At 36.4% G+C, this 14,472-nt stretch carries 6 protein-coding genes; all 6 read left to right on the top strand.

What is annotated here, in order from left to right:
* Positions 1–43: 43 nt before the first annotated feature.
* A complete protein-coding gene (locus M4I44_RS19365; RefSeq protein ID WP_249965811.1) occupies positions 44–3,208 on the top strand; it encodes an amino acid adenylation domain-containing protein in 3,165 nt (1,054 codons plus the stop codon).
* A gap of 26 nt (positions 3,209–3,234) precedes the next feature.
* Positions 3,235–5,946 carry a type I polyketide synthase gene (locus tag M4I44_RS19360; protein ID WP_249965810.1) on the top strand — a complete coding sequence of 904 codons (2,712 nt, stop codon included), beginning with the start codon at positions 3,235–3,237 and terminating at the stop codon, positions 5,944–5,946.
* 75 nt (positions 5,947–6,021) lie between these two features.
* Complete coding sequence (locus M4I44_RS19355; RefSeq protein WP_249965809.1) at positions 6,022–10,533, top strand: MupA/Atu3671 family FMN-dependent luciferase-like monooxygenase; 4,512 nt, start codon at positions 6,022–6,024, stop codon at positions 10,531–10,533.
* Between the two features lie 55 nt (positions 10,534–10,588).
* Complete coding sequence (locus tag M4I44_RS19350) at positions 10,589–11,791, top strand: PLP-dependent aminotransferase family protein (RefSeq protein ID WP_249965808.1); 1,203 nt, start codon at positions 10,589–10,591, stop codon at positions 11,789–11,791.
* 127 nt (positions 11,792–11,918) lie between these two features.
* Positions 11,919–13,037, top strand: coding sequence for a VOC family protein (locus tag M4I44_RS19345; RefSeq protein WP_017496625.1), 1,119 nt, complete (start codon positions 11,919–11,921; stop codon positions 13,035–13,037).
* A gap of 5 nt (positions 13,038–13,042) precedes the next feature.
* On the top strand, positions 13,043–14,419 hold the full coding sequence (locus M4I44_RS19340) for an FAD-binding oxidoreductase (protein ID WP_249965807.1): 1,377 nt from the start codon (positions 13,043–13,045) through the stop codon (positions 14,417–14,419).
* Positions 14,420–14,472 lie beyond the last annotated feature (53 nt).

Below are 14,472 nucleotides of genomic sequence, written 5' to 3'. Positions count from 1 at the left end.
CAATAAAACCTAAAGCCCCCTAAAATCGAACCGTATTTAATCTATGAAAATAAAAGAAATATATGCACTGAATCCTCTACAGGAAGGAATTTTTTTTCGCTGGCAAATATCAGAAAATGAATATTTTGAACAATCCTGTTACCACATCTATGGGAAAGTTGAGGTTGAGTTATTACAGAAAACATTTGATTTTTTGGTGTCAAGACACGATACATTAAGAACCTGTTTTAACAACACTACCGTAAATGATATTTTGCAAGTGGTATTGGACAGTGTTCCTTCCGGTTTTTATTATCGGGACGAGAGCGCCAATGAAAATTTTTCTTTGGAGAATTTTAAAAAATCAGACAGAGATAAAGGATTTAATCTTTATAAAGGCTCACAAATAAGATTAACTGTGATTAAGCTTCGGGAAAATGTATTTGAGTTTATCTGGAGTTACCATCACATTATTTTAGATGGCTGGAGTATCGAACTCTTAATAAAAGATTTTTTTTACGCCTACAAATGTTTATTGGCAGGTCAGGAGATTAAGCTATCTGCACCGCCAAGTTATTCAGCCTACAGCAAGTGGCTGATGGAACTGGATAAAAAAAGTATAGCGGCTTATTGGGAGGAATATCTTTTAGGATTTGAAACTAATACCGGAATACCATTTTTTAACCCCGACAATCAAAATCGTCAGGAAACGGAAGTTAAAGTACTTCATACGCTATCCGAAAAAAATAAAGGGACTGTTACAGCACTCTGCCGGGAATTAGGAATTACCGAAAATATCTTTTTTCAAACCATTTGGGGAATACTGCTTGCCAAATATAATGATACCGATGATGTTGTTTTTGGGAGTGTAGTGTCAGGCAGACCTTCAGAAGTAGATCGAATAGAGGAAATGTTGGGGCTCTTTATTAATACGATTCCCGTAAGGATAAAATTTAATTCAGAAGAAACGATAAAGAATATCCTGATTGATACCCAAAAAGAAGCCATAAGAAGTATTCCAAATCATTATATTCAATTGGCAGAAATACAATCCAATAGTAATCTCGGACAGCAGTTGTTTGATACTTTGGTGGTTTATGAAAATTATCCTTCACAGGAATATGCAGAAGATGAGTTGATTAATTCGGCTCAGGACACTTTAGAAGTAGTGGCGGTAGAAGCCTTTGAAAAAACAAATTATAATTTTTCACTGGCCATAGTTCCGGGGATTAATACTGTGTTAAGGTTTACCTATAATGCTCAAAAATACAGTTCGGAATTTATAGAAAACTTAAAAAAATGTTTTGAGTACCTATACCTTCAGGTTCTGGAAAATCCCGACAGTTTATTTTCTGAGATTGATTTAGTTGCGGGAGAAGAAAGAAACAAATTATTTTTTGATTTCAACAGAGAGACTTTTGATATTACGGCAAACCAGACGATCATTGGTTATTTTTCTAAACAAGTCTTAAAAAATCCAAATAAAACGGCTGTAAAGTATAAGGAAGAATCTCTTAGTTATCAGGAATTAGATGAAAAAAGTAATAAACTGGCACATTTTCTCATTCAGAATTATGATATAAAAGAGCACGATTTTGTTGCAGTCGCATTAGAAAGATCAGAAATGTTAATCGTAACGATTTTGGCCATTTTTAAATTGGGTGCCGTTTATGTTCCAATTGACATTCATTTTCCGGAAGAAAGAAAAAAAAATATAACAGAAAGCAGTCAATGTGTAGTAGTAGTCAATGAAGATACGATCAAAGAATTTGAAAACTCTACTCAGAATGACACTGCGATAAACAGAGAAATAGAACTTTCTCAAATTGCTTATGCGATCTATACCTCGGGGTCTACAGGAAAGCCCAAGGGAGTGATGGTAACACATCGCAATTTCAGTGTGCTTTTGACCAATTGCAGAAAAAAATTCGGAACAGACAGTAAGACACATTTTCCGGTTTTAGCTTCAAATTCTTTTGATATTTTTTTCTTCGAAGTTTTTTATCCTTTAACGATAGGGGGTACCATCACGATATTAAATTCTGAGACCATACACGATCTTGCACTTTTGAGCAAAGAAATTGAAAAGATCAATGGCTTCCACGCCGTACCGGTTTTAATGAGACAGTTATTGGATTATAGTATTGATTTTGACATGGCAGATCGTTTCTCACAGGTTACAAAAATATTTATGGGAGGAGAAGTTTCTTCAAACGAAACCTTGGAAGATTTGTCAAAGATATTTCCTAATGCTTCTCTTCATGTACTGTACGGACCTACTGAGGGAACTATTTTTATAACGGGACAGACTTATTTGCAGAAACAGAAAAGTTACAATCCGCAACTCATAGGCGTACCTAACAAAGGTTCGAAAATATACCTGCTGGATACCGCAAATAATCTGGTGCCAATAGGAGTTCCGGGAGAAATTTGTATTGCCGGGGAGCAAGTTGCAAACGGATACGTAAACGATGAAGGCATTGGAAGAGAGGTTTTTATGACTGATTTTTTTTCCAGAAAGAAACTCTATAAAACAGGCGATTTAGCCCGCTGGCATTTTAATGGAGTAATTGAATTCATTGGCCGAAAAGACAGTCAGATTAAATTAAACGGGTATCGTATCGAACTTGGTGAAATTGAAACGGCACTTCAGGAACAGGAAACCATCAAAAAGGCCATAGTTTTAGTGGACAACCAAAAAGTAGATCAGAAAAGAATCGTTGCTTTTTATACCGGAGCTGAAGAACTGGACGAGAAGTCATTAAAAAAACAGCTGCAGCAAAAATTGCCGTCGTATATGATTCCTTCAAAGATCGTTTGGGTGGAAACCTTTCCCGTTTTGATCAATGGAAAAACAAATGTGAAAGCCTTATTGACTTTAGGACAGCAAACCACCAAAAGCGAACAATATACGTTGCCTAAGACCGAGTTGGAAGCAAAAATACTAAACATCTGGAAAGCGATCCTTTGTAATGAGAATATTGGTATACAGGACAACTTTTTCGAAATAGGAGGTAATTCCATTTCCCTTATGAAAATGGTACGGCTCATCAATAAAGAATTGGATATAAATTTAAAAGTACTCAATGCATTTAAGTTTAGCAATATTGAGGCACTTACCCATCATATTACGCAAGATGTAGAGCTAGTAGACGAAAAGAATTCCAAATCGGTTGATATAGCCAATCAGACCCTGTCAATTTTAAAAAAGAAGCAGCAAACAAATTAAGAAGTATCTCAATAAAGTAAAATCAAATGGCAGCAAACGATAATACGGGTTTAGAAATTGCGATAATAGGAATGTCCTGTCACGTGCCGGGAGCAAATGACTGGAGAACGTTTTGGAACAATATTTCAAAAGGAGAAGAGTCCGTTTATACCTTATCAGAAGAAGAACTTCTTAAAAGAGGCTTTGTTAAAAATGAAACCAGCAAAAATAGCCACATTCCGGTCATAGCAGAAGTAGGGAATAAAGGAAGTTTTGATGCTGCCTTTTTCGGATTTACACCTTATGAGGCAGCACTTATGAGTCCGGTACATCGTATGTTTTTACAATCGGCCTGGGAAGCTCTGGAAGATGCCGGATGCCTGTCAGAATCTGCAATCAGTATTTATGCGGGTAGTGGAGGTGATTTGCCTTGGAAAGCACATGTTGCTCTAAATAGCGACGGCAGTAAATTAGATCCTCTTACACTTGATTTTATAACCAACAAAGATCATTTGCCCACTTTAACGTCGTATAAATTAAATCTGACAGGTCCTTCATTTTCAATCAATACGGCTTGTTCGACTTCACTTTCAGCGGTTCATCTGGCTTGTCGCGGGCTCTTATTTGGAGAAGCGAAAGTAGCTTTGGCCGGAGGTATTTCTTTAATGTTGGAGCCCAGATTCGGTTACGAATACAAAGAAGGATCTATTTATTCAAAAGACGGACATTGCAGAGCATTTGATGAAAAAGCAACAGGAACGATTGGCAGTGAAGGCGCTGGAATTGTAATACTTAAACGACTGGAAGAAGCCCTCAAAGACAAAGATCATATTTATGCCGTAATTAAAGGAAGTGCCGCCAATAATGACGGGAACAGAAAAGTAGGATATACAGCCCCAAGTATTGAAGGAGAAATGGAATGTATAAGACTAGCGCATAAAATGGCCGGAATATCACCTGATAGCGTGAGCTATGTAGAAGCACACGGAACAGGTACAACCTTAGGAGACCCGATTGAAGTAGAAGCACTTAACATGGCTTTTGAAAATAATAAAGAACACAACTGTTTACTGGGTTCAGTAAAAAACAATATTGGGCATACCGATACGGCAGCAGGAGTTGTAGGCTTAATAAAAACAGCACTTAGTTTAAAATACCGTCAGATACCGGGAACGATAAATTACAGTGACCCAAACCCGAAAATCAATTTTAACGAAGGCCCTTTTTATGTCCAAAAAGAGCTTCACAAATGGGAATCGGTCAATAATGAGCCTCGTAGAGCCGGAGTAAGTTCTTTTGGAATAGGAGGAACAAACGTGCATCTGGTTTTAGAAGAAGCCCCGGAAAAAGATAAAAGTGCGACAAAAGAAACATCCAATCTTTTCCTTTTTTCGGCCAAATCAAAGAGTTCACTTCAAAATTACCTTTTAAAATTTAAGGAGTTTCTAAAAAATGAAAGCGACATTGCTTTGGACGAAGTTGCTTATACCCTTCAGACCGGAAAAAGACATTTTGATTACAGAGCCGCAATAAGCTGTACGAACAAAGAAGAATTATTCTTGTATACCGATATTTTAAGCAATGAAGAAAATATAGGGAAGGTTGATGAAAAGAAAAAAACGATACTCTTATTTTTTCCTCATACCAACCATACAGATATCCAATTCTACAGTAATCTCTATGAAGAAAATGCAGGCTTTAGAAATAAAATAGACCAAAGTATTGCAACAGTGGAGCTAGGCAATTATGACCTGAAAAAATGGATGAATGAAATAGCGGTTAGTGGTAAATCAAAAGACAAGGTACTCGCCAAAGTGTTTACCGTACTATCCGGTTATACTTTAGCCAATTTGCTGAAAGAATATGGAATACGGATCAATTTTACTTCAGGTGTTGGAATAGGAGAATATACCGCAGCCTGTGTTTCCGGAATACTACAGTTAAACGAAGTACTCGGGATGATGCTGTACGATGAAAAGGAATTAAGCATACAACCCGCTCAGATTCCTTTTGTACAAACAGCCAAAGACATCACTATAAATGAAGGAATTTTAACTCCTCAAAAATATTGGGTGAATGGCAGAAGTCTGAAAATTAACGCGTCGAAATCCTTCAGTGATATTGTGCAAAACAATTCAGCTGTTCTTTTGGAAATGGGCGATAGCACAGGTCTGACACAGTTTTTAACTACCACTTTGGCTGAAAATTTTGAGGAAAATAGTCATGTCACTATTTCCTTATCGCAAACGGATAAAGCAATTCATGCAGATGATATCCTAAAAAATACTTTAAGAAAATTATGGCTCGCAGGAGAAAATATCGATTGGGAAGAAACGTATGATGACAATCACCCCGCAAAAACCACCCTGCCGGTTTATGAATTCGATAAAAGCGAATATCCGCATGTGGTCAATCTTATCCCCGAAAATTTTAATTTTTTGGCTAAAAAAGAGGAAAAAATCGAGGTTGGAGAGAAGGTGAATGTTTTGCAGAAAAAAAAGGAAACTACTTCAGAAATTATTCAGTCTGTGTTTGTTGAATTTCTTGGAGAGAAAAAATTTGATTTGGATAAAGACCTTTTCGAAATAGGCTGTGATTCCCTGAAAGGAATGTTAATCCTCAATAAAATTAAAAATGAATTGCAGGTCGAGTTGTCTCTGATGGATTTTATGGAGCATAGTTCCGTAAGAGAAGTAATCGAAACCGTTGAGGAAATTAAGAACAAAGCATACCAACAAGTAAAAACAATTACCATTTAGCCCCATTATTCTGAATCATAGAATCGTAAAATATTCTTAGGACAATTTACTCTACTTACTTAAATCGAATTGATTATGGATACACTACAGTTTTTGAATTATTTAACGGAAGAAAATATTACTATCCACTTATCTGAAGATAATCTTAAAATTTCTTATACAAGTGAAGAAATTTCAGAGGCCGTTATGGAGGAGATAAAAGTGCGAAAATCTGAAATCGTAGAATTTTTAAAACAGCAGCAGGAAACCGGGATTGAAGCCAGCATACCATTGGCACCCGCAGATCTGATGTACTATCCGCTCACACCTTCTCAGACAAGATCATGGATTGTGAGCCATAATTGGGGCGATAATTTTGCTTACAACATGTCAAAAAGCTTTCAGTTTGAAGGAGAATTAGACATTACAGCGCTTGAAAAAGCCAGCCAGAAATTGATTTCCAGACACGAAAGCCTTCGAACTGTTTTTGCTGAAAATGAAGGCGGTGAAATATGCCAGTGGATCAAAAGCCCTGAAGAACTAAATTTTAAGATCAGTCACATCGATTTTAGAGGAGAGGATATCTCCGAAGAAAGATTAAGCAAGTTCATTAAAGAGGAGAGGGCAATACCTTTTGACCTGCAGACCGGTCCTTTATTGAAATTTTACTTAATTCGTTTAGAGGCAGATAAATGGTTGTTTTATAGTATCATTCATCATATCATTTGCGACAGCAGATCATTCAATATTCTGATACGCGATTTATTCTTTTTCTATAAAGCCGAAGTACTGCAAATGGATGCTTTACTACCGGAACTCAGAATACAATATAAAGATGTGGCGGTATGGAAAAGCAAACGTTTTGAGGATATAAATTTAAGTAAAGAAAAAGAGTATTGGATCAATCAGCTGGGAGGAGAACTGCCTTTGCTGCAATTACCTGAAGATTATACCAGACCGGTGATTAGAAATTCTGAAGTGGGGATGCTAAGACGCACCATTAAAGCCGAATCGGTAAAAGAGTTTAAGACGTATTGCAGAAACGAAGGCGGAACCTTGTTTACAGGATTGATGACTTTGTTTAACTTATTGTTTTATAAGTTTAGTGAACAGAAAGATATTATTTTAGGATTTCCCGTGTATGGAAGAGATTTTTCTGAATTGGAAGATCAAATAGGTTTTTACGCAGATACAATTGCTTTGCGAACCCGTTTTGAAGCGCAGAATACCTTTAAGGAACTTTTTAATATTGTAAATACAAATGCTTTCAATGCCTATGAAAACAGAGAGTATCCATTTGAAGAAATCGTAAATCAGCTTCAGGTAGAAAGAAATCCGGGCAGAAATACCCTATTTGATGTATTTGTCGTATTGCAAAATTTTGACACTGATTCTCTAGAAGATGATTTTCTTCCGGGAGGATTAAAAGTGGTTGAATTTGCAGAATTGAAGGAAGGATATTCAGCTTATGATCTTACGTTTAATTTTGCAGAATCAAAAGATGGAAGCCTTTTTTACGAAATCGAATACAACTCAGCAATCTACCGTGAGGAAACAATAAAACGTCTGACCGATCATTTAGAATATTTAATGACGGAAACCATCGCAAACGATAAAATTGCTATAAGCGCTCTGGAGAGTATCGATTCCACTGAACGCAAAAGAATTTCAGACTGGAGCAGAAATCAATCTAATATTATTCTTTCTGATAAATCAATAGCTGATAGCCATAAAACGTTAGATTTTGGTCTTTATTATTTCGGAAATACCGGAACAGAAGAAAATCAGTATGAAATACTAATGATTGGAGCGGCTTATGCGGATCTTAACGGTTATAGTGCAGTCTGGACACCGGAACGACATTTTAATGAATTTGGCGGACCTTTTCCAAATCCAAGTGTCTTGGGAGCAGCCGTAGCAGCAAGAACCAAAAATATAGGCATAAGGTCAGGAAGCGTTGTAGCAGGACTTCATCATCCCATCAGAATAGCCGAAGAATGGTCGGTAGTTGATAATATTTCGGGAGGAAGAGCAGGCATCTGCTTTGCTTCAGGATGGAATGCTAATGATTTTGTTTTTTATCCTGAGAATTTTAAAGACCGAAAGGATATCTTACTTCAGACCATAGAAGATGTTCGCTCACTTTGGATCGGAAATTCGGTAAATTTTAAAGGAATTGATTCGATAGAGAAACCTTTTAAAATATTACCAAAGCCCGTTCAGAAAGAAGTTTCTGTTTGGATTGCCTGTACCGGAAATATAGAAACCTATAAAAGAGCAGGAGAAATAGGAGCAGGAATTTTGACAGGATTGTTAAATCTTAGTTTTGATGAACTGGAAGAAAAAATTGCGGTATACAGAAAGGCTTACAAAGAAAATAATCATAAAGAAGGCGGCGACAGAGTGGTACTTATGCTGCACACTTATCTGGATGAAACGGTAGAAAAAGCACAGGAAAAAGCAAGACCATCCATGAAGAAATACTTGCTAAAGTCTCTTGAAATGAATGGAAAAGAAGCTTTGGAACAGAGTAATGATCCGTCACTTCAAAAAATAACAGAAAAGTCAGTTGACGAAATGCTGGATTTTTCGGTTAGCAAATATTTTAAAGAAGGCAGCCTTATCGGAAATTTAGAAAGCAGTTTACCGATTTTAAATAAAGTGGTAAAAGCAGGAGTAAATGAGATTGCCTGTTTAATCGATTTTGGTATTGACAAAACAAGTGTGCTGGAAGGCTTACCCTATATCACAAAATTAAAAGATTCTTTTAACGCTGTACGAAAAGAGATTGGTGCAACTAAAAAGGAGGACAGCGGTAAGAGTATTGAGACTTCGGTACTAAAACTTTTTAAAGAACAATATCTTTTACATCCCCATAAGATTGCAGTTTCGGACGGTGCTGATTCGCTAACCTATGAAGCGCTTTACCAGAAATCAGAAAATCTGGCCCGATACTTACAATCAAAAGGAGCTAAAAAAGGAATGATCATCCCGTTGTGCATAAACCGTTCTGTTGATCAATTAGTGGGGATTCTGGGCATCCTGTTAACCGGAGCTGCTTTTTTACCCATTGATTCCGGTTTTCCAATTAATAGAATTGCGCAAATTATAGACGAAGTAAATCCTGAATTACTGGTAGCTCAAAAAGAAAACACGAGTCTTTTTTCTTCCGAAATAGTAAAAGTAGATATCCATGAAGTTCCCAATGTTAGGGACGGTATTTTCGAAGCGGTAGAAATAGATTCAAGTGATTTAGCTTACGTTATTTTTACTTCGGGCTCAACAGGAAAACCAAAAGGAGTAATGATCAGTCATCATGCGCTTGAGAATGTAATCGTTTCATTGTCTGAGCAATTAGAATTGGATCAAACCATAAAATTTGTGGCAGTTACTCCTTTGATATTTGATATTTCGCTTTTAGAAATCTTCCTGCCTTTAATCACTGGAGGACAGGTTGTAATGACAAACGAAAAGGAAGGAAAAGACATTTATCATCTCAATAATTTTCTAAAAGAGAATACCGTAACTCACATGCTTACGACGCCAACAAGATGGAAAATGCTTTTGGACACAGGCTGGAAAAATACAGAAAATCTGGTGGTTATGGCTGCCGGAGAAGATTTGGATCAACAACTGAAAAATAATTTGGTCGCACTTACCGGTACCGGTATCTGGAATCTTTATGGTCCAACTGAAACCGCGATCATTTCCAGTTTGCAATTTTTGGAACAAGACGATATCGTAAACATCGGAAAACCAATTGATAAAACTGGATTATATGTTTTGTCTGAAGAAAAAATGCTAATGCCTCAAGGCGCTGTCGGAGAGCTTTACATTGCAGGAAGCGGACTTGCTTTAGGCTATTTTAAGGATAAAGCACTTTCAGACGAGGCGTTTGTTTCCAATACTGTTGATCCCGAGATGGGCGATTTGTTATACAAAACGGGTGATTTAGTCAAATGGCTGCCGGACGGGACTTTGAAATATATGGGACGAAAAAAGAATCAGATAAAAATCAGAGGTTATCGTATTGATTTAAAAGAAATCGAAAATGTTCTGGAACAATACCAATCCGTAAAAAAAGCAATATTGTCCCTGAATGAAGATGAAAATGGTGAAAAAGAATTGACAGCCTATCTGCACAGCAATGAAAAAATAGATTATGTGTCACTAAGAACATTTCTGAAAAGCTATTTACCGGATTATATGATTCCCGAAAAATTTAAGACCGTAAAGGAAATCCCGGTAACGGTAAACGGAAAAGCAGATCTCAAAAAATTGCAGCTTCTTAAAAATAATCATACCATAAGCAATCAAAACACTTTTGTATTGGCGAGAAACGAGACGGAAAAACAGTTAACGGAGATTTGGAAGGACTTATTAAAACTGGAAGAAATAAGCGTAAACGATAATTTCTTTTTCCTGGGAGGAAGCAGTTTGAAACTCGCAAAAATGAAAAATGAAATCTATAAACGATTCGGTATACCGCCCGTTTCTTTAACCTTATTGCATCAGCTTACTATAGCCTCTTTCTCGGTTGAGGTAGAAAAATTACTCAGACAGACGGAGGAAGTTGACGAAGTGGAATACGAGAAATTCAATATTTAAGATACTCTTTTACTTTTCTAAAATTAAAACCAAATAACCCTTTAAAAATTCAGAAATGATTGAAAAAATAATTTCGCAACCGTCAATCGATGTTGTAAACCCATTATTATTTTCTATGGGCGAAGATGTAATGGGATTTCTAAACGAAGTTCAGTTGCAATATCCTGAGGCAATTTCATTTGCATCAGGCAGACCAGACGCTAAATATTTCAATATGGGGCAATTTTCTGAATGTCTGGACTATTTTGTACAGCATAATGTTCGTGAAAAAGGGATTGAAGAAAATATAGTTTTGGAAAATCTGGGACAGTACAACAGAACCAAAGGAATCATAAATACAGAAGTTGCAAAATATCTGTTTATTGATGAGTTTATAAAAGTAAATCCGGAAGATATCCTTATCACAGTAGGCGCACAAGAAGCCATCGCCATTGGAATAACAACGCTTTGCGATAGGGAAAATGATGTTATTCTGGTAGAAGATCCCGCTTACATTGGGATAACACATTTTGCTAAAATCAATGACTACAAAATTGAAAGTATTCCGGTTATTGCAAATGAATCTTCCATAAAAGCAATTGAGGATAAAATTTTGGAGCATCAGGAAAAGGGTAAAAAAGTAAAAGTAGTTTACGTAATTCCCGATTTTCAAAACCCTACCGGAAACAGCATGTCTTTGTCTAACCGCCATAAACTTCTGGCGTTAGCACGTTTGTATGATTTTGTGATATTTGAAGACAACGCCTATGGTGATTTTTATTACGAAAACGAAAAAATGCCTACTCTAAAATCGTTGGATGAAAATGATACTGTAATCTACTTGAGATCCCTTTCAAAAACGATATACCCTTCTTTACGTCTTTGTTTAATGGTCGTTACACAAAAAGTAAAAGTGCAGGATAAAATTTTTGCCCTAAGCGATTTAATGGCGAAAACAAAAGGATACGTCACTGTAAATACCCCATCAATAATGCAAGCCATGTTTGGCGGTTTATTACTAAAGAACAAATTTTCGCTCGAATCCTTAAATGCTGAGAAAAGGACGGGTATGAAAGAAAAAAGAGATCAGCTTTTAGAAAGTCTGAATCACTTTTTTAATAAGGAAACACAGTACTGGGCAGAAAATACCAGTTGGAATTTACCTGCAGGAGGTTTTTTCTTAATTCTTAAAGTGCCATTTAAAGTGACCAAAGAAGATGTTATAAGATGTGCAGAAGTCAATAAAGTAATTTTTACCCCTATGTCTTTTTTTACATGAACGAAGGAGGAGAAAATGAGTTGAGGCTGGCCTTTAGTAATGTCACCAAAGAAGAAATAATAAACGGAGTGCAAAGATTGTCTGAGTTTATAAAATCGAAAGTAAAAAACCAATAAAAACTATAAAAATGGAAAACAACAATGAAATAATCGTATCTGATTTTTTTAATATGGAGTACGATTTTGTCGAGTATTATGTGGGTATGGCTAAAATGGTAGTATTCTGGCACGTTAAAGCATTAGGTTTTGAAGTGATAGCTTACGCCGGACCGGAAACAGGTGTTTTAGATCGTTGTTCTTATTATATCGTAAAAAATGATATAAAACTGGTGATCACCTCAGCATCACAGCCTAGTTCGTATAAGATAGTTTCTTTCGTAGATCTTCACGGGAATGGTATCAAGAGACTGGCCATAAACGTTGATAATGTTAAGGACTTTTTCGAAAGAGCTATGAAAAACGGGGCAATACCGGTAGAACATCCGCATTTAACCTCAGATGAAAATGGTTTTGTAGAACAGGCATCTTTAAAAATGTTTGACGATAATGAAATTGTACTCATCAATTACGATAATTATAATGGAGACTTTCTTCCGGGATATAAAAATGTACAGAGCGAATGGAACTTTGAAGGAGAAGATACCGGTCTGCAAAAAATTGATCACGTAGCTTGTGCCTTAAGACTCAATGAAATCAATTTATGGGAAAAGTATTTTAACAACATCTTCCTTTCTAAAACTGTGGTTGAATTTGATGAGAGAAAAGTAAAAGGCGAAAAGAAAATCGGGATGTTATTGAAAGTACTTCAATCCGGTAATAAAAGCATTAATAACGTTTTGGTTGAACCGGAACATGGCGTAAAAAATCAGGTACAATTGTTTATCGATCAAAACTACGGAACCGGAATACAGCATATCGCTTTTGAATCGAACAACATTATTAAATCAGTAAAAGCATTGAGAGAGTCCGGTGTGAAATTTACCAGATACCCGGATTCTTACTATGAAAAATTAGCTTCGAAATATCCTGAACTGGATGTAGAGCCTTTAAAAAAGCACGGGATCTTGTGCGATGTTTTAGAGGGAGCCCTGCTCTTTCAAATCTTTACCACACCTATAGGAGACAGAGCTACATTTTTCTATGAAATAGTACAAAGAGTAAATGATTATCAAGGCTTTGGTTTAGATAATATCTACGCTCTGTTTGAAGCAATGGAAGAAGAACTGACACTTTCGAATAAAATTTAACAAGGATGACAGGCTGCAAGACCGATATTATAAATGCTATAATTGAAATAGTGGGGCATGACTATGTAGTAACAAATCCAGAGTTATTGTACAATTATTCCAGAGACTGCACCTCTGATGAAGAGAGTATACCCTCGGCAGTAATCTTACCTAAAGATGAAAAAGAGATTTCAAAAATTCTTAAAATCTGTAATGAAACTAAGACCAGTATCACCGTGAGAGGCGGTGGTACTGGAGTCAGCAGAGGAGCATTATCTCATACAAATGGTCTGATACTTTCGCTGGAACGGTTGAATAAAATCATCGAGATTAATAAAATCGACAGGATTGTTACAGCAGAGTCGGGAGTGATCACTCAGGATTTGCGTAATGCGGTTTTAAAAGAAGGTTTAAATTTTCCGCAAAACATCAGCAGTGCCAACGCTTGTTTTATAGGTGGAAATATAGCAGTATCGAGTGGCAGTCCAAAATCATTGAAATATGGTACAACTAAAGATTATGTCATCAATTTAGAGATCGTTTTACCTGATGGAAGTATTATATGGACAGGAAAAAATGTAACTAAAAATGCAACCGGTTATAATCTTACCCAATTGTTTACCGGAAGCGAAGGAACACTGGGCATCATCACTAAAGTAGTATTAAAACTAGTTCCTCCCGTGAAAGAACTGCTTCTCATGATTCCCTTTACTAAAATAGAGAAGCTGTTTGAAGGTGTACAGCAGTTTTTTGTAGAGGGATACGACGCTTCAAGTATTGAATTTATTGATCAGAAAGGAGTAGAGCTAGCCTCAAAATTTCTGGATAAAAAACAATGGGATTCTAAACGTATTGAAGGGATTTTATGGATCGAACTTGAAGGCACAGATTCAGAAAAACTACTGCAGCAGGCTATTGAAATCAGTGAATTTATCAGTGCTTATACACCAGAAGAAATTAGCATAGCAGATACCCAAAACGAAGTGAAAGCACTATGGGAAATGCGTTCTAAAATTGGAGAAGCGGTTATTCATCATGTGTTTTTCAGAGACATCGACATTGTTGTACCCCGCTCTAAAATTGATGAAATGTATAAATCAATCGCAGGGATAGCCCAAAAATATGATTTTGAATACACGGTTTTCGGACATGTTGGGAATGGAAATTTTCATGTCAATATTTTTCAGGACAAACAAAGCAGCAAAAAGCAGTGGGAAGACCATCTGGGAATTTGGGTGAAAGCCATTTTCCTAAAAGCATTAGAACTAGGCGGAACCATTTCAGGAGAACACGGAGTAGGTAAAATTAATCTTCCCTATTTAGAAGATGCCATGACCAACCATCAGATCCATATAATGAACGGCATCAGGGAGCTATTCGATAAAAACAGAATAATAAATTAGAATTTTTCACAGGACTATTTAACTAACATACACTATACCATTTAGTGTACACG

The sequence above is a fragment of the Flavobacterium sp. B183 genome, assembly GCF_023539155.1.
Taxonomy (GTDB): Bacteria; Bacteroidota; Bacteroidia; order Flavobacteriales; family Flavobacteriaceae; genus Flavobacterium; species Flavobacterium tructae.
Note: the sequence above shows the minus strand (reverse complement) of the source record. Positions and strands in the feature narration are given on the sequence as shown.

Excerpts from the sequence above, each read along its gene's own strand:
- M4I44_RS19340 (WP_249965807.1), top strand. The coding sequence starts at position 13,043 with ATGACAGGCTGCAAGACCGATATTATAAATGCTATAATTGAAATAGTG.
- M4I44_RS19365 (WP_249965811.1), top strand. The coding sequence starts at position 44 with ATGAAAATAAAAGAAATATATGCACTGAATCCTCTACAGGAAGGAATT.
- M4I44_RS19360 (WP_249965810.1), top strand. The coding sequence starts at position 3,235 with ATGGCAGCAAACGATAATACGGGTTTAGAAATTGCGATAATAGGAATG.
- M4I44_RS19345 (WP_017496625.1), top strand. The coding sequence starts at position 11,919 with ATGGAAAACAACAATGAAATAATCGTATCTGATTTTTTTAATATGGAG.
- M4I44_RS19355 (WP_249965809.1), top strand. The coding sequence starts at position 6,022 with ATGGATACACTACAGTTTTTGAATTATTTAACGGAAGAAAATATTACT.
- M4I44_RS19350 (WP_249965808.1), top strand. The coding sequence starts at position 10,589 with ATGATTGAAAAAATAATTTCGCAACCGTCAATCGATGTTGTAAACCCA.